The 16,736-nt window shown below is 37.0% G+C and carries 17 protein-coding genes; 13 read left to right on the forward strand and 4 right to left on the reverse strand.

Translation table 11 applies throughout. The features are described from left to right. Positions 1-156: 156 nt before the first annotated feature. The 3 genes from CWO92_RS17430 to CWO92_RS17440 all read left to right on the forward strand — a co-directional run bounded on the left by CWO92_RS17430 (position 157) and on the right by CWO92_RS17440 (position 3,236). Positions 157-1,452 carry a carbohydrate ABC transporter permease gene (locus CWO92_RS17430; RefSeq protein ID WP_101355534.1) on the forward strand — a complete coding sequence of 432 codons (1,296 nt, stop codon included), beginning with the start codon at positions 157-159 and terminating at the stop codon, positions 1,450-1,452. A 10-nt stretch (positions 1,453-1,462) separates the two neighbouring features. Beyond that, positions 1,463-2,293 carry a carbohydrate ABC transporter permease gene (locus CWO92_RS17435; protein ID WP_437177562.1) on the forward strand — a complete coding sequence of 277 codons (831 nt, stop codon included), beginning with the start codon at positions 1,463-1,465 and terminating at the stop codon, positions 2,291-2,293. Between the two features lie 286 nt (positions 2,294-2,579). After that, positions 2,580-3,236, forward strand: a complete 657-nt coding sequence (locus CWO92_RS17440; protein ID WP_233269739.1) for a lysozyme family protein — start codon at positions 2,580-2,582, stop codon at positions 3,234-3,236. Between the two features lie 37 nt (positions 3,237-3,273). Here CWO92_RS17440 and CWO92_RS17445 read toward each other — a convergent pair whose 3' ends face one another. Both CWO92_RS17445 and CWO92_RS17455 read right to left on the reverse strand, forming a co-directional pair. Continuing rightward, positions 3,274-4,452 (reverse strand): M20 peptidase aminoacylase family protein, encoded by a 1,179-nt coding sequence (locus tag CWO92_RS17445; protein ID WP_101355486.1) that lies wholly within the window; start codon positions 4,450-4,452, stop codon positions 3,274-3,276. Positions 4,453-4,981: 529 nt separating this feature from the next. Further along, positions 4,982-5,707, reverse strand: coding sequence for a GntR family transcriptional regulator (locus CWO92_RS17455; protein ID WP_235851629.1), 726 nt, complete (start codon positions 5,705-5,707; stop codon positions 4,982-4,984). A 451-nt stretch (positions 5,708-6,158) separates the two neighbouring features. On the opposite strand from CWO92_RS17455, the gene CWO92_RS17460 reads away from it, so the two are divergent. The 8 genes from CWO92_RS17460 to CWO92_RS17495 all read left to right on the forward strand — a co-directional run bounded on the left by CWO92_RS17460 (position 6,159) and on the right by CWO92_RS17495 (position 12,018). After that, entirely contained in the window at positions 6,159-7,478 is a 1,320-nt protein-coding gene (locus CWO92_RS17460) for a 6-phospho-beta-glucosidase (RefSeq protein WP_101355489.1), read from the forward strand. Positions 7,479-7,583: 105 nt separating this feature from the next. Then, positions 7,584-8,285 carry a chitin disaccharide deacetylase gene (chbG, locus tag CWO92_RS17465; RefSeq protein WP_101355490.1) on the forward strand — a complete coding sequence of 234 codons (702 nt, stop codon included), beginning with the start codon at positions 7,584-7,586 and terminating at the stop codon, positions 8,283-8,285. 467 nt (positions 8,286-8,752) lie between these two features. Continuing rightward, positions 8,753-10,159, forward strand: a complete 1,407-nt coding sequence (locus CWO92_RS17470) for a PTS sugar transporter subunit IIC (protein WP_101355491.1) — start codon at positions 8,753-8,755, stop codon at positions 10,157-10,159. Positions 10,160-10,240: 81 nt separating this feature from the next. Then, positions 10,241-10,465: a hypothetical protein gene (locus CWO92_RS17475; RefSeq protein WP_101355492.1), complete on the forward strand. Its 225-nt coding sequence runs from the start codon at positions 10,241-10,243 to the stop codon at positions 10,463-10,465. A 14-nt stretch (positions 10,466-10,479) separates the two neighbouring features. Beyond that, positions 10,480-10,656 (forward strand): DUF3188 domain-containing protein, encoded by a 177-nt coding sequence (locus tag CWO92_RS26760; RefSeq protein ID WP_101355493.1) that lies wholly within the window; start codon positions 10,480-10,482, stop codon positions 10,654-10,656. Between the two features lie 9 nt (positions 10,657-10,665). Further along, entirely contained in the window at positions 10,666-11,100 is a 435-nt protein-coding gene (locus tag CWO92_RS17485; RefSeq protein WP_101355494.1) for a DUF3284 domain-containing protein, read from the forward strand. 203 nt (positions 11,101-11,303) lie between these two features. Further along, positions 11,304-11,621 (forward strand): PTS sugar transporter subunit IIB, encoded by a 318-nt coding sequence (locus CWO92_RS17490; protein ID WP_101355495.1) that lies wholly within the window; start codon positions 11,304-11,306, stop codon positions 11,619-11,621. Between the two features lie 79 nt (positions 11,622-11,700). Then, positions 11,701-12,018, forward strand: coding sequence for a PTS sugar transporter subunit IIA (locus CWO92_RS17495; protein ID WP_101355496.1), 318 nt, complete (start codon positions 11,701-11,703; stop codon positions 12,016-12,018). Between the two features lie 136 nt (positions 12,019-12,154). On the opposite strand, the gene CWO92_RS17500 is transcribed toward CWO92_RS17495, so the two are convergent. Both CWO92_RS17500 and CWO92_RS17505 read right to left on the reverse strand, forming a co-directional pair. Beyond that, positions 12,155-12,376, reverse strand: a complete 222-nt coding sequence (locus CWO92_RS17500; RefSeq protein ID WP_158175523.1) for a spore germination protein — start codon at positions 12,374-12,376, stop codon at positions 12,155-12,157. A 118-nt stretch (positions 12,377-12,494) separates the two neighbouring features. Next, the gene (locus CWO92_RS17505) at positions 12,495-13,406 is read right to left on the reverse strand and encodes an LCP family glycopolymer transferase (protein WP_101355498.1); all 912 of its coding nucleotides are present in this window, start codon (positions 13,404-13,406) and stop codon (positions 12,495-12,497) included. Positions 13,407-13,807: 401 nt separating this feature from the next. Between CWO92_RS17505 and CWO92_RS17510 the strand changes: the two genes are divergently transcribed. Together CWO92_RS17510 and CWO92_RS17515 are read left to right on the forward strand one after the other, a co-directional pair. Next, positions 13,808-14,731, forward strand: a complete 924-nt coding sequence (locus tag CWO92_RS17510) for a DUF1002 domain-containing protein (RefSeq protein WP_101355499.1) — start codon at positions 13,808-13,810, stop codon at positions 14,729-14,731. 186 nt (positions 14,732-14,917) lie between these two features. Beyond that, entirely contained in the window at positions 14,918-16,597 is a 1,680-nt protein-coding gene (locus CWO92_RS17515) for a peptide ABC transporter substrate-binding protein (protein WP_233269741.1), read from the forward strand. Positions 16,598-16,736: the final 139 nt, after the last annotated feature.

A 16,736-nucleotide genomic window follows, 5' to 3' on the forward strand; every position in this document is an offset into this window, starting at 1 on the left:
CACCGGAGGCATTCCTTTTTTATAAAGAATAAAAAAGGAGTGTATAGTTGGATCAATTATTTTACTAGTATATTCTCTTTCTAGCTTACAGCGCCTATCTGCCAGCAGATTTGCAAGGTACTCACACTTTTCTTATAAGGAGTTGAGATAGTGTCAATAAAACGGAAAAATTCTTCTGAAAAAATAAAAGCGTATGCTTTAGTCGCACCGGCATTAGTGCTGATTGCGGTAATTGCGATATGGCCTGTCATTCAATCCTTTTATTTTAGTTTGTTTGATTTAAAGCTTAATAGCCCAACTAAATCCGATACTCATTTAAGTTATTCCTTTAATCTTAAAGACTACTTAGATAATTATCCCTTCCTTGTAAGTGGTATAGATGCTGAGATTAGAAAGGGACATGCTGTAGATGATTTAAATAAGATGAAGGCAAAGCTTCAAGACTTGGATAAAAAAATCCAGGATGATTCAGATATAAAGGATAAATATAAAACAATAAATGAGAAATTAATGAATTTCGAACAAATAGATTCCAGCCTTGCTTTTATAAAAATTGATAGAAAACTGGCAAAGCAAATCCAAGCATTCACAAATGAAATTAACAGTAGCTTTAAATCTATCTCCACAACAACCAAGCTTGAGCAAGATAAAAAATTACTAGGACTATCATCTGCCCTGAATCAGGTTGTAGTAAAACCGAATTTTATCGGTCTTGCACATTATAAGGAAGATTTATCTCAAAAACGAATGTGGAAGGCACTTGCCAATACCTTTACCTTTACGATCATTTCCGTTGCAATCGAATTAATTCTTGGCCTTGCAATTGCACTTGTCATTAATAAAGCTTTCATAGGAAGAGGACTCATTCGTGCCTCCATTTTAATTCCATGGGCGATACCGACAGCTGTATCCGCACTAATATGGAAGTTTTTATATGATGGTCAAAATGGAGTTATCGCTAAAATTTTTGAAACAGTCGGCTTAGTGGATAATATGAGCAGCCTTCTAACAACACAGGTGGGTGCTTTTGTTTCCGTGATTTTGGCAGATGTTTGGAAAACTACACCATACATGGCGTTATTACTGCTTGCTGGTTTACAAGTCATTCCAAGTTCTTTGTATGAAGCAGCATCCATAGATGGGGCATCCAAGTGGAAGCAATTTACGAATATTACCCTTCCACTCTTAAAATCTAGTATGCTAGTAGCTTTACTATTCAGAACTCTCGATGCGTTTCGGGTATTTGATTTAATTTTTGTATTAACTGGTGGAGGACCAGCTAACTCAACAGAGACGATTTCTATATTAGCTTATAAGGTGATGTTCTCGCAAACGAATTTTGGCAATGGCTCCGCTTTAGCGGTCATTGTATTTATATGTGTAGCTATCATTTCGATGATTTATATTAAATTCCTTGGTAAAGACTTATTACAGGATTCAACGGGGAAATAGGAGGGAATTCATGGTGAATCGAAAAACAGGATGGTTGTTTTATGTCATATTATTAATTTTCGTCTTTGTCGTCATGTTTCCTTTCCTATGGATGCTTCTGAGTTCGATAAAACCTGCGACAGAATTATTTGGGGATAAAGCATTTACACCCTTTTCTTCACACCCAACCTTGAAAAACTATATATCTGTTTTCTTTGACTATCCGTTTGTTCGTTATTTGTGGAATAGCTTTGTCGTTTCATCTATTACTACTATTTATACCGTATTTGTTGCGTCATTCGCCGCATATTCGATTGCGAGGCTCCAATTTAAAGGGAAAACACTCATATTGGGAATTGTTTTATCTGTATCCATGTTCCCGCAAATTGCTACGATCTCACCGATTTATATATTTTTGAAAAATGTTGGTCTAACAAACTCTTATTTAGGTTTAATTATTCCGTATACAACCTTTACACTGCCGCTATCGATTTGGATTCTTGTGACCTTTTTTCGGAAGATTCCCCACGATTTGGAGGAAGCTGCGAAAATGGATGGTGCTGCATTGATGCAAACCTATTGGAAGGTTATTTTTCCATTAGCAGCACCGGGAATCTTTACCACAGCCATTCTTGTTTTTATCGCTGCCTGGAATGAGTTTCTCTTCTCGTTAACAATTAATACGGATACAAATTATAAGACGGTCCCTGTCGGATTTGCGATGTTCCAAGGTCAATATACGATTCCTTGGGGAGAAATCTCTGCCGCATCAATAGTTGTGACAGTACCGCTTGTTATTCTGGTCCTCATCTTTCAGCGTAGGATAGTGTCCGGTCTTACACAAGGGTCAGTGAAAGAATAACAAATGGGTTATGGAGAAACACCCTATGATAAATAGAGTTTCGTTTACAGATAAAAAACCTGAAAAATACCATGATTTCGGGCTGTAAAGACAATGTTTCGGGCCGTTCAACCTTTGACATGTGCTATACACCACGATTTCGTAGATGCTTTTACTCAAACGAGGAATACTTGTTCCGTTTTACACATTTGTAAAAATTGTGTAACCGTATTGAGCAAGAAATATGTTACGATAAAAGTAAAATAGAAATGGTGTCACATTGAAAGTGTATAACGGAGGAAACAAAGTGGTCAGAAAATTGAAAGCATTTATTGCTGTTTTCCTCTTAGTGCTTATAGTATTTGTGTTCTTGGCAGTACGAGGAAATTCGGTTAAAGATTTATTAACACAATATGTTCCATTCTTATTTCAACAACAAACTGATAAAGTTTTATCCTATAAATTAGATATTGAAAAAGAGCTTAAGCAATATGGATTAGAAGAGTATACACCACTTCTTCTTGCAATTATGTACCAGGAAAGCAGGGGAGAAGGACAAGATTTGATGCAGGCATCGGAGTCTGCCGGGCTGAAGCCGAATGAAATTCAAGATAAACAAGAAAGCATACATCAAGGGGTATATCATTTTTATCAGATGTACCTCCTAGGAACAAAGAATAAGGTAGATATGAATACGATTATCCAAAGCTATAATATGGGACCAGGGTATATAGAGTACGTTGCTGCAAACGGCAACAAGCATAGTGAAGAACTAGCAAAGGCTTACTCCAAAAAACAAGTAAATAATCATCCGGATTTATATACTTGCGGTGGTTTTAAGGGAAATTTCCGTTACCCATACTGTTTTGGGGATTATACTTACGCGGAAAAGGTCCAAGCAAAATTTGAACTGTTAAAGAAGAATATGAGAAGTATTGACGAACGAAAAATTACGATGAACTAAAATAAATAAAAACCAAGGAGTGTCTCTCCTTGGTTTATCACTTTGCAATGTATATATCTGAACGAAGGGGATCCCGTTCGTTCGTGTTTTTCCCTAGTGTTTTCAAAACAGCGGTAGCAAGTATTTGCATTCCTGATAACATTGCATTCCGATCAAAGGTCATATGAGGATGGTGGAGTCCTGGAATCAATCCGCAACCAAGTCCTAACATGGTTGCTTTTAAGTGAGGGCGTTTGACCGAATAAAAGTGAAAATCCTCACCGCCGGACGTTACAAGTGCTTTGTCCAGTTTATCTCTGCCGAGAACTTCTGCTATGGATTCTGCCATAATCATAGTCGCTTCTGGATTAACGGACGCAGCTGCTAAACTTTCAGGGATAGTTAAAGAAATCTCCACTTTATAGAATTCAGCAATCGAGTTTGCTGCTGATTTTACTTGCTCAATAAGTGTCTCCATCACTTCATTGGTTTGTGCTCGTAAATCAAGACTGAAAGTTGCTTGACCAGGAATAATATTAGCACTCTCACCCCCTGCATGAAGTTTTGTCATTTTGACGGAGTGTGGAATCATTGGATCGACATGAATATATGCCAGTTCATGAATAAGAGAAGCAGCGACCTCAATGGCATTTGTCCCAAGATGAGGGCGGGCACCATGTGCATCCTCGCCGATTATGGTTCCGTTAATATGATTGCTTGCGCCATGTAGGATAGCGGGGGTTGCTCTGCCGTTTTTGGTTTCTTGGATAGGACGAACATGGACTCCATATAAAAATTCCATATCATCCACAACACCCTTTTCAATCATCTTTTTTGCTCCTTGGCCAATTTCCTCTGCTGGTTGAAAAATAAAACGAATCGTTCCCTTTGGCAGTCTCTTTTGCTTCTTTAAAAGCATTAAGGCCCCTAACACCATCGTCATATGGGAATCATGTCCACATGAATGGTTTGCTTTAAATTCTCCGTCTACCTTTTGCCAAAGAGCATCCATGTCAGCCCTGACTCCTACAACAGGTTTGCCTTCTCCAATTTCTGCTATAACTCCTGGACAATCGCCGAATACATATGTTCTGCAGCCAAGCGCTTCCAATTTGGCTCTTAAAAACTTTGTCGTACCATATTCTTTCATGCTAACTTCAGGATGGGCATGTAAATATTCAAAAATCCCCATTATCTCTGTTTGCATATCTTTCACATCTGCTGAAAACATTCCCATCGTTAAATCCCTTCCGTTTCTTTTGCTTATGAAGTATCTTCATTTTTTCGAACATAGCATAAATCAAAGGATATTTGAAGTGTATTATTGTGGATAAAATCGTGGAATTGCATTTTGTTGTTTCGTATTACTAAATGGTATGTCATTTTCGTCAAAAAGTTCCCTTATCCAAAAGAATTTGCATGAAAGAGCAAGCCGTATATCATTCGACATACTTGTTTTACTCAAACGTTTGATTAAAACAGGACCGAGCTTCGCTAATGGAAGGGATATCGGGTCGAACGCCCTACGATAATTGTCGACGTTTATCCTTTTGAAAATGTTCATAGCAAGTTAGCCACTTGCAAGAGGATTTCTCATCTCTATATCTTTTAGGGAGGAGGTTGAGATAAAATTTAAAATCCCAATTTCACCACCCTGTTGTATAAATGCTGGTTTTCATCCAAAATTATGAAAGTGAAATTGGGACTGCAGATTTTCCCTACTCCGTTAACTGTGCGGTAAGGAGTTTATGCATTAATTATTCATTTTAATAGTGTCTTTCGATTACGAAATTTGCTTTATCTCCATGAAATACCGTTTTGGAATATTCAATAATTGAACCATCTTCCAAATAGGCATAGGTGATTAAGGAAAAGCATGGTGCTCCGACTTTGACATTCAACTTATCGGCAATATCCTTATCAGCATGGCATAGCTCTAAGTATTCGATAGTCTTTTTTACCTTCAAGCCATAATGATTGTCAAGAAGTCTATACAATGACTTTTCACATTCCTTTGCATTTAGACCTGGGGTTTTTCGCCAAGGTAAATAAGCAACCTCGTATTGCAGTGGCTCATTGTCAGCGTAGCGAATTCTTTCAAGCCTATTCACGGGATCACCCTTTTGCAGAGAGAAAATCTCTTCAAAAAAGGCATCAGATTGTATAACAGTAAGACCGATTACTTTTATCGTCGGGCTTTTTCCTTGTGTAGTGAGCTGTTCGGCAAAATTACTAACTGTATTGGTTAATATTTGCTTCACTTTCTGACCTGAGACAAATGTCCCTTTTCCTTGTTTTCTATATACATATCCTTCAAGTGTCAATTGTTGAAGAGCTGTTCTCACTGTTGTACGGCTAACACCGAATTTTTCGCAAAACGCCGCTTCCGTAGGTAATTGTGTATGCGGAGTATACTCTCCGGATTTTATTAATTGGATGATGGCTTCCTTTACTTTAAAATGTAAGGCATCTCCGTTACCTTCCCTTTCCACAAAAATCCTCCTTTTTCTGTGCCGAAAAAATATAATGCTTCGTCTTATTTTGGTAATCAGTGAATGATAGTTGGATCAACATTTGCTTACCAGGTAATAAGTTGTTTTTTATCATCATCATATTTGTATCTATACTTGTTTTATATCACATATAGGGACAAATAATCTATTACTTCTTTTTAGATAATAATTATTTATGATTATTTGTTATTACAAATTTACTTTTTGTATTGCATATAACACAACTTGTAATTATAATATTGACTAAAGGCAGTAAACGCTTTCAGTATAGATACTTTAAGATTGGTAATTTAGTATTTTCAGGGTTTAGGTAAGAAGATATTTACTTCATTCTTACTTTTATTTAATAGAATAACATTCTCGATGGATAAAAAAGAAACAGATAATTACGACTTGCTTTAGCAGTTACACAAACAGGAGGAGGATTTTTATGGAAAAGGGATTAAAAATCGCTACGATTGGTGGGGGGTCTAGCTATACACCCGAGCTTGTGGAGGGATTTATTAAAAGATATGATGAACTGCCTATCACTGAACTGTGGCTAGTGGATATTGAAGCAGGAAAAGAAAAGTTGGAGATTGTTGGGAACTTAGCCAAACGCATGATCAAAAAAGCTGGATTACCTATCAATGTTCATCTAACATTAAATCGCCGTGCAGCATTAAAGGATGCAGACTTTGTTACGACCCAATTTCGTGTTGGCTTACTGGATGCAAGAGCAAAGGATGAACGAATTCCACTCAAATACGGTGTATTAGGTCAAGAAACAAATGGACCAGGCGGACTGTTTAAAGGTCTACGAACGATTCCGGTTATTTTAGATATTTGCCGTGAAATGGAAGAACTGTGCCCAAATGCATGGTTAATTAATTTTACCAACCCTGCTGGTATGGTGACAGAGGCTGTTCTTCGCTATAGCAATATTAAAAAAGTTGTCGGTTTATGTAATGTGCCAATCGGTATGGAAATGGGTGTTGCCCGCTTGCTAGATGTAGATCATAGCCGGGTGCGAATTACATTTGCAGGCTTGAATCATATGGTTTTCGGTTTGGATATTTTCCTTGACGGCGTCAGTGTAAAAGATAAAGTCATTGATCTTATCACTAATCCGGATAATGCCATTACAGTTAAAAATGTTCCAGCACTAGAATGGGAACCAGAATTTTTAAAGGCGCTTAATGCACTTCCTTGTTCATATCATCATTATTATTACAAAACAAGTGATATGGTTGAAAAAGAATTGAAGAATGCAAAGGAGCAAGGAACACGAGCAGAAGTGGTTAAGAAGTTAGAAGCAGAATTATTTGAGCTCTATAAGGATCCAAATCTTGATGTAAAACCGCCGCAATTGGAAAAACGCGGTGGTGCATACTACAGTGATGCTGCCGTACGTTTGATCCATTCTATTTATACAGATAAAAAAGATATTCAGCCAGTCAATACGATGAATAATGGAGCCATTGCCGGAATTCCTGCAGATTCTGCTGTTGAGGTAAGCTGTATTATTACTAAGGAAGGTCCTAAACCAATTGTCATCGGTGAGTTGCCGGTAGCTGTCCAAGGTCTTGTCGGACAAATTAAATCTTTCGAGCGTGTTGCAGCAGAAGCTGCAGTGACAGGTGATTACAACACAGCAATGCTTGCCATGACCATTAATCCGCTTGTAGCAAATGACCGTGTAGGCAAACTCATCTTGGATGAAATGTTGGAGGCACATAAGGAACACCTGCCGCAATTCTTTAAGAACTAAACAGGTAGTACTATGCTGCCTGTTTCTTCATTTAAACGAATGAATATTTGATGAAGGCCTATGCCATCAAATTTGGGTGCAACTTTCAAAGGGGGAAACTGTAAAATGATAAAGCTTATTGTAAATGCGGATGATTTCGGATATTCTGCTGGAATAAACTACGGCATTATTGAAAGTCATCTGCACGGGATAGTCAATTCTACTACGATGATGATGAATATGTCCGGCACCAAACATGCAGTGGCACTCGCAAAGCAATATCCTACTTTGAAGGTAGGGGTCCATTTGGTGTTAACTTGCGGGAAGCCATTATTGGATAATGTAAAAACACTTGTCGACGAAAATGGAAACTTTAAATCGCTACACTATTTGATGAAGCATATGGATATCGACTTAGACGAATTAGAACGTGAATGGACAGCGCAAATGGAGGCAATTTACGAGGCGGGTATTACTCCAAATCACTTTGATAGCCACCATCATGTACACGGATGGAATCAACTTTATCCTGTTGTGAAGAGGTTGTCCGATAAATATAATCTCCCAGTTAGGAAACCAAACCACTCATTAGAATTGCCATATTATAGTGATGTCTTCCTGGACAGCTTTTATGGTGAATCAATAAACGAAACTTATTTTCACACCTTAAAAGAAAAGGTAAAAGACGGACAAACGGTTGAGGTCATGGCCCATCCAGGATTTGTAGATCAGGAAGTACTCACTGGCTCTTCCTATAATGTGCTCCGTGCAAAAGAAACGTATATATTGACGCATGTTTCATTACCGGAATCCGTCACATTGAAATAAACCCATATTAATAATCCTGGGCTTATTTTCCTATCTCTTATTATTTTAAAAATTTGTAATAACAAATTTAATTTTGTATTGCCTAAATTTATATTTGTTATTATAATTAATATGAGCAATAAAAACTTAATATTCCAAAAAAAGAGGTGATAATGGTTAGTTGATTTAAAAGAACTACCTTAACATGCTATATTTGAGTATTTAATGATCCAAATGTTTCGAAAAGAAGCAAGACACGTATTTACTCAAGGTTTCATATTCTCCTCATATTTTTTTTGCACCATTAGTAAACGCTTTCAAATAAGTTTTAAAAAATTCCTTCTAAGAATAGGTGAAATTCTACAACAAATTTTTCCTTGAAAGGGGGAATGCATTTGGGTTGGTAAGACAAGGAATGCTTTAATCACTCTGCTTGTTTTACAAAGGTTATTAGAGATTTATAACATGTTTTGTTAGGGGGTATATGGATGAATTTTTTAACTGCATGGCTGGAAAGGTATTTTCTTCCGATTGCAACTAAAATTGGGGGGCAAAAGCATCTAGTTGCTTTAAGGGATGCGTTTATCGGGACTTTACCGGCAACGATGGCTGGCTCTGTGGCTGTAATGCTTAACGCTATTTTGAGGGATTTGCCTCCGCAATTCTTTGATGGATATGATGGGAATACCATCCCGGTTATCAAACAAATTATCACCATCAATGGTTATGTGTGGAATGGTACTCTTGCGATTGCTGGATTGATATTTGTTTTCTCATGGGGATACAATATTGCAAAAGCCTACGGAGTAAACGAGTTATCCGGAGGAATTGTGTCAACTGCTGCTTCGATTGCAGGGATTACATTTTCCTTCTCTGGTGGAATTTCAGGTTTGAAGCTAGATCAGGCCACTGTAGATGCCATTAATGCTGCGGGGTGGACTGCTACTTCCAAAAGTATTACAGCTGCAGGCTGGGGATGGCTGCCGCTGAATAATTTAGACGCTAATTTCTTCTTTACCGCTATGATTATTGGTTTTGTTGCTACCATGATATACGTTAAATTGATGTTGAAGGATATCACAATCAAGTTACCGGAATCCGTTCCACCTGCTGTTGCCAAAGCGTTTGCATCCATCGTTCCGGCGACTGTGGCACTGTATGTTATTGCCATTTTCTATTGGATATTCTCTCTCATTGTACCGGATATGACATTTTTACAATGGCTGCAAAAAACAATCGCTTTGCCGCTTCTAGGACTTTCACAAGGATTTGGAGCCGTTGTCTTAGTTACACTGTTTGTTCAATTGTTTTGGTTCTTTGGAATCCATGGACCGAACGTACTTGCTCCAATCTTAGAGGGAGTCTTTGGAGTAGCTCAATTGACCAACGTTAACCTTTTCCAACAAGGCGGAACAGAATTAGTTCTTTCAGATGGATACAAATGGGTTAGGGGATCTTTTGATGCATATGTTTGGTATGGTGGATCAGGCGGAACAATTGTTTTAATTTTGGCAATTCTCCTGTTTTCGAAACGGAAAGATTATCTAACGGTTGGAAAATTGTCTGTTGGTCCTGGAATATTCAATATCAATGAACCAATCATGTTTGGTTTGCCAATTGTGTTAAACCCTATTATGTTCTTCCCATTTTTGATTGCACCAGTGGTGTCTGTTTCGATTGGGTACTTTGCAACAATATGGGGATTGGTTGATCCAGTTTCGCAAAGTGTGGCTTGGGTAACTCCGCCGTTCTTAATGTCCTTCTTGGCTACTGGAGCGGATTGGCGTGCACCAATTGTCACATTAGTTGCCATGGTTGTTTCATTCCTCATTTGGATTCCATTTGTTATTGCAGCAAATAAAATGAATGCCAATATAGAAGATAAAGCGGCGTAAGCAAAGCCGCAAATGGGTGGGCCGCTTCCATCATAATTGTAAAGAGGCTCACCATTCTTTAAAAGGAAAGGAGTAGAGTAAATGATTGAAATCAGCTCTGCTGTGCAACAAAACAAAATTATTGAATTACTAAATAATTATAACGAAGAAGGGATTCAATTTTCCTTTAAAGAAAAAAAGGGGATCAATCTTTATTTCGAAACAACCGCTAATGATTTAGAGCAAGCTGCGAAACTAGCAAAAAATGCTATTAAGAGTCAGCCATGGGGGTCGGTACTTTATTTACGTTCTGCCCCGGCTGAATAAAAAGGATGAGTATGATGGTTAAAAACGGTTTATTTCTCGCGAGTATCGGCTGTCTTCTGTTGCTAATAAGTGCTAATGCACGAACAGGTAAGTACGATATTTTAAATTTAACTACTGCCCTTTTTCTTATTATGGTTGGCACCTTTCTGGTGCTTAGGGAAAAAAGGAAGTATAAAAAGAAAAAAGATTAGGTGAATCTAATGGAAATAGTGAGAAAATTGAATGTGCCGGCTGAATTTCTTTATGAGACTATTATAAGATCTGTTTTGTCCGATATCCATTCGCAAACAGGAAAAAAGGTAGTGGAGAGTCAACTACCTGGATTCGAATATATTAAGACATTCTCAAAGAATAATAGTGCTAAAGTAAAGATTGAAGAAATAACCAAAAATGAATCCTACCAATATCGCACAACTAGCAATATAAATGATTTTACAGTAACCTATAAGGTTCGTTCACTTACAAAAGAAAGTTGTGAATTACACTATACTGAAAAAATGGAATCCTACGGCTATCTTCAAAAACTAAATGATGCATTTGTCGGCATAATTTGGTCTAGATTAAAGAAAAAAAGGTTTCATGAAATGCTTAAACAAATAGAAGTAAATTATTCAAGGGAAGTCGTCAGACTGTGATAGACGCGTTTCGTTTAAAATATTCAGGTATTATTTTATTACTTTAATTCAATCAGAGGTTGGAAAATGGGTAATATTGAATGTGGAAACTATTAGAGATAAATATTCAATTCTTCCTTTAGCTAACGGAAGTGTCAACGTGAAATAAGCATGACAAACATAACCATTGGTAAAACAACCTAAACTATTAGGAGGTTAAAGGTATGAAAACAATTATGTTAGTATGTTCTGCAGGAATGAGTACTAGCTTACTAGTGACTAAAATGCAAAAGTCGGCTGAAGCTAAAGGGATAGAAGCAGATATATTTGCGATTTCTGCTTCTGAGGTGGATAGTACTTTGCAGAAAAAGAATATCGATGTACTATTACTTGGCCCACAGGTCCGTTTTATGAAGCCTCAATTTGAAAAAAAATTAAAAGGACAGAATATTCCTGTGGAAGCTATTAACATGCAAGACTATGGATTAATGAAGGGTGAAAATGTATTAGAGGCAGCACTTAAATTAATTGATAATAAATAATTAATTCTCTCTTGAAAATAAAATTCTATGTGTGACGAAAATATCGAGTAGTCTAAATGAATAAAGGATGTTGAAATAAATGGTGGATGAAAATCTGGATATGATAAGCTTTCAAATGATTAGTAATGTTGGTACGGCTAGAAGTTTAGCTATGGAAGCACTATTCGCTGCCAAAGGCGGGGACTATGCCTTAGCGGAAGAAAAATTAGAGGAATCGAATAAATATTTTGTCGAAGGTCATAGAGTTCATGCAGGGTTGATTCAAAAAGAAGCTTCTGGAGATAAGGTTGAGTTTTCCTTACTATTTATGCATGCAGAAGACCAACTCATGAGTACAGAAACGATTGTTTTGCTGGTTAAAGAAATGGTTGAAATGTACAAGAGACTAAATAAATAGAGAAAATATCCATTAGGATCATTACGGAATTACTCTTGCAATGATCCTTTTATTATGCGTTTTTATTCACCAGTATCGTGCCAGTCATTAGAAAATTTATTAAAGGGGGTACTAATCATCGTTAGCACCCTAATAATCAATTGTTTATAATCGTTGGTTCACTAACAGCCGATGGGGCGAAATCTGTATTAATATCAAATAGGTTTTCTAATGTTGCAAAATTAGCGGTACTAAGTATGCCGGAACCTCCATACGTATTATTGGAACTAACCGGACTAATAAAAATTCTATCCCCCAATCCAACTACTCCACCATTACTCGTTCTTACTAATTGTACAGGCCCTACTATTCCAGGCATATTCATCATCCCTTTAATTAATAAATAGATAAAACATCATATGCCCAGTCGCAATATGGTGTGACGATGCTTTTGGTAAATTTGTTAGGAGCAAAGATCCTTTAAGGACCATATTACATTATTTCTCTAGGCTTTCTTTCAAATCATTTGTTATTTTTACCCTTTCTTCTTCTGGTACAACTAAGTAGTAAATCCCGTTGATTCTCTCTCCGTTGCCATGTACTTCATATTGAGTAATATGGTTTTGACTGTTTCGATAATTCTTTTGAATATTCATCATTTCATCAAAGGTCATATTTGTTTTTACGTTCTTCCCAAGCGCATGAAGGATATTTGTGATTCGAGTCACCGATGATATGTTTGATGCTTTATCGATGATGGCGGTGATGACTTTACGTTGCCTTTCATTTCTTCCAAAATCCCCTTGTGGATCTAAATGGCGCATCCTGACATATCCCAGGCTTTGCGGACCATCTAAGGTAATGGACCCTTTTTTATAGTGGTATCCTTTTTTGTAATAACCTTCGTCATACCAATCAACATTGTTTTGAACAGTAATTCCTCCAACAGCATCCACAAGCTCCTCAAGTGCCTTCATATTTACTCGAATATAATAATTTATCGGAATGCCGACAAAATTCTCTACCGTATCAATGGACATCTTTGTTCCACCAAAAGCGTAGGCATGGTTTATTTTATCCATTTTTCCTTTACCGATAATTTCTGTCCTTGTGTCACGAGGGATACTAATCATCATCATTTTTTCCTTGCTAGGATTTAAAGTAATGACGATTAAGGTATCTGTTCTTCCGGGATCTCCTTTTCGCTGATCCACCCCCATCAATAAAATGGAAATCGGCTTCGGGTTACCGGTGATGTTTACTTCTGGAGGAGGCTCTTCATTTACATTTGGCTCATGCATTTGTTCAGCTGTTTTTTTGACGGAATGATAAACATAATAAGCATAGCCGCCAAGTCCAAGTAGGAAAATAACAACAATGCTTGCAAGAATAAACATAAATTTTTTCATTGGATTGCCTCACTTTTTTAACAAGCATCATTTACTTACGCTATGTGCAAAATAATATGGAAAACATTATCCATACAGATTTAAGTTAACTTTAAAAAAAAGCATTACAATGAATCAACTAACAATGTTATCATTAGTGTTTGTTAAGCGCATGAATATTAAAAGGGAAACAGTTGGAAAGTAAAGAATTGAAAAAAGATGGCTAGTCAGTGGGGAAATGAAGTCTCGATTAGTTGACATAGATAAAGAAAAAAATAGTTGCCATCGACCTGTTTTTATAAAAAATGAAACATAACAATACAAAAAGGCGTCTAAAGTATGATAAAACTAAATAAGAATAGAAGACAACCCTCATGAAAAAGAAGGGGAAATAAACAAGGGAACAAAAGGAGAAACACAAAATGTTAAAAACGCTAAGTAGATTGATTCTAGTAGCAATTTTCCTATTAGGAATAGGACTGAATGGTGTGGTAAAGGCATCAAGCAATGATAGCAGTGATACCGGTTATGATGAAAAATACGGTTCCCCTATTGTTGTATATGGTGAGACACTAACACCTGCTCAAAAGGAAGAAATGAGAAAAGTTTTTAATGTGACAGATAGCAACCAGGTAAAGGAAATAACGGTTACCGATTCAGATCTTGTTAAATATATTAATGGTGATCCTAATTCCAATTTATATTCATCTGCCAAAATTACTAGAAAAGATAAAGGTACAGGGATTGTTGTAAATCTTGTAACTCCGGATAATATTACGAGAGTTACGGCGGATATGTATTCAAATGCTTTACTCACTGCTGGGGTAGAAGATGCCACAGTTGATGTTGCATCCCCTATCAAAGTAACCGGTGAATCCGCGCTTGTAGGGATTTACAAAGCTTATGACAAATCAGGTACAACCCTGAATAAAGACCGGATGGAAGTAGCAAATCAAGAATTAAATCTAGCAACGGATCTCTCGCAAAAAAATGGCCTAGATCAGGATAAAGTAACACAGCTATTGACAGAAATTAAACAAGAAATAGCGAATCAGCATCCTGCTACAAAAGAAGATATTGAGAAGATTGTGGATGACAAGCTAAAGACGCTGAAAATTGAACTTAGTCCTGAAGATCGTCAGTTGCTTATTAATTTATTTGATAAGATGCGATCTCTTAATATCAATTTTGATAATGTAAAAAGCCAGCTTGGAAGCATTGCTTCCGATATAAAAAAGAAACTGCAAGAAGCTACTGGAGATAAAGGATTTTGGCAAAGTGTCGCTAACTTTTTCAAAAGTATATTTCAGGCAATTGGAGATTTCTTTAGCGGACTATTTGGGTAAATCAATATAATAAATCTTTAAAACTGACTGTTATGTAGAATAGCAGTCAGTTTTTTTATTCTTATTATAAATTTTTATATAGAATAGGTATTTTTTCGGAATATAAATAGGAATTTTTTAATAGATTTTAGTGGGTGCAGCAATTTTAAGTTGCTCATATAGATTGATTTCAAAGGGGGAAATAGTTTGAGAAAGAAAAAAACGTTGTTTTCCATGCTATCTGTACTATTTGCTGCAATCTTGCTTCTTTCGGGGTGTTTTAGTGGACAAGGAAATACCTCGCCAAAGCCTTCATCTAATGGAAAAGGTGGAGACAGTGCAAGTGCTGGGCCGAAAATCTTGCATCTTAATAACAATGAGGAGCCTGGATCGCTTCATCCAGGGACTGCACAAGGTACTCATGATTCATGGATTTTGGAAGGACTTTTTGAAGGATTAACCAAGAAAACGCCTGAAGGGAAAATTGTTCCTGGAATGGCTGAATCATGGGAAACTAGCAAGGATGGGTTAACATGGACTTTCCACCTTAAGGATGGAATGAAATGGTCCAATGGTGATCCTGTTACTGCGGGAGACTTTGAATATGCATGGAAGTATGTTCTTAATCCAAAAACTGCTTCAGAATATGCGTATCAGCTCTATTATTTAAAAGGTGGGGAGGCATATAACTCTGCTAAAAAAAATGCAGACTTAAAAGCACTTGAGGATAAAGTCGGAGTTAAAGCAACAGATGATAAAACTTTGGTCGTTACGTTAGAACAAGAGACCCCATATTTTCTTGATTTAACATCATTTTATACGTATTATCCTGTAGATAAAAAAGTGCAGGAAGAAAATCCTAAATGGGCTTTGGAGGCTTCTACTTATGTTTCAAATGGAGCATTTAAATTAGCGGACTGGAAGCATAAAGAAAGCATGAAGCTAGTGAAGAATGAAAATTATTATGATAAGGACAAAATCAAATTGGACGAAGTCGATTTTGTACAAATTGCAAACGAAAATACAGCATGGCAAATGTATAAATCAGGAGAATTGGATATGGTCTATCCGCTTCCACAGGATGTACAAGGACAATTGATGGCTTCCAAAAATCCTGAATTTCACAATGGTCCTGATTTATCTACTTACTATTACAACTTGAATAATAAGGTAAAACCATTTGACAATGTAAAAATAAGAAAAGCCTTAGCGATGGCGATTAATCGTAAAGTCATCGTGGAAAATGTCGCACAAGGTGGTCAAAAACCAGCCTATTCCATCGTACCGCCTGGAATCCCTGATGTAAACGGTGATTATCAAGAAAACGGGGGCGATTTATTTAAGGAAGATGTGACAGAGGCTAAGAAACTATTGAAGGAAGGTCTTGCTGAGGAAGGTATGTCAAAAATGCCGGAATTCACCATTTTATATAACACAGATGAAGGACATAAGAAGATTGCTGAAGCAATTCAAGAGATGTGGCGTAAAAACCTTGGTGTTAATGTAAAAGCGCAAAATGTTGAGTTCCAAGTCAAAATAGACCGTGAACATGCAGGAGATTATCAAATTTCTCGTGCAGGTTGGGTTGGTGACTACGTCGATCCAATGACATTCATGGATCTATGGGTGTCAAACGGATCATACAATGATGCAAAATGGAGCAATAAAGACTACGATGCCCTTATCAAAAAGGCAAAAACATCTATGGATCCAGCAACGCGCATGACAGCGATGCATGACGCAGAAAAAATCCTAATGGATGAGATGCCAATCATCCCAATCTACTTCTACACAAAACCATACGCACTTAAATCTTACGTATCAGGATTCTTTACACCAATCAACCGCTATCCACAATACATTTATGCAGATATTAACAAAAAATAGCAGGGACAAAGGGACGGAGGAGCCGTCCCAGTTATAAATCCTTAAAGCAGATGGTATGTCTTGGCTGACATACCCTGCTTTTTCAAAGGTATAAATCTTATAGAAACCTTTAAAAAAATGGAGTATCGAGTTATGAGCG

Source organism: Heyndrickxia camelliae, from assembly GCF_002844575.1.
GTDB classification, from domain to species: Bacteria; Bacillota; Bacilli; order Bacillales; family Bacillaceae_C; genus Margalitia; species Margalitia camelliae.

Coding starts and splice junctions, on each gene's coding strand:
- CWO92_RS17435 (WP_437177562.1), top strand. CDS start 1,463: ATGGTGAATCGAAAAACAGGATGGTTGTTTTATGTCATATTATTAATT.
- CWO92_RS17445 (WP_101355486.1), bottom strand. CDS start 4,452: ATGGGAATGTTTTCAGCAGATGTGAAAGATATGCAAACAGAGATAATG.
- CWO92_RS17460 (WP_101355489.1), top strand. CDS start 6,159: ATGGAAAAGGGATTAAAAATCGCTACGATTGGTGGGGGGTCTAGCTAT.
- chbG (WP_101355490.1), top strand. CDS start 7,584: ATGATAAAGCTTATTGTAAATGCGGATGATTTCGGATATTCTGCTGGA.
- CWO92_RS17470 (WP_101355491.1), top strand. CDS start 8,753: ATGAATTTTTTAACTGCATGGCTGGAAAGGTATTTTCTTCCGATTGCA.
- CWO92_RS17475 (WP_101355492.1), top strand. CDS start 10,241: ATGATTGAAATCAGCTCTGCTGTGCAACAAAACAAAATTATTGAATTA.
- CWO92_RS26760 (WP_101355493.1), top strand. CDS start 10,480: ATGGTTAAAAACGGTTTATTTCTCGCGAGTATCGGCTGTCTTCTGTTG.
- CWO92_RS17485 (WP_101355494.1), top strand. CDS start 10,666: ATGGAAATAGTGAGAAAATTGAATGTGCCGGCTGAATTTCTTTATGAG.
- CWO92_RS17490 (WP_101355495.1), top strand. CDS start 11,304: ATGAAAACAATTATGTTAGTATGTTCTGCAGGAATGAGTACTAGCTTA.
- CWO92_RS17495 (WP_101355496.1), top strand. CDS start 11,701: ATGGTGGATGAAAATCTGGATATGATAAGCTTTCAAATGATTAGTAAT.
- CWO92_RS17500 (WP_158175523.1), bottom strand. CDS start 12,376: ATGCCTGGAATAGTAGGGCCTGTACAATTAGTAAGAACGAGTAATGGT.
- CWO92_RS17505 (WP_101355498.1), bottom strand. CDS start 13,406: ATGAAAAAATTTATGTTTATTCTTGCAAGCATTGTTGTTATTTTCCTA.
- CWO92_RS17510 (WP_101355499.1), top strand. CDS start 13,808: ATGTTAAAAACGCTAAGTAGATTGATTCTAGTAGCAATTTTCCTATTA.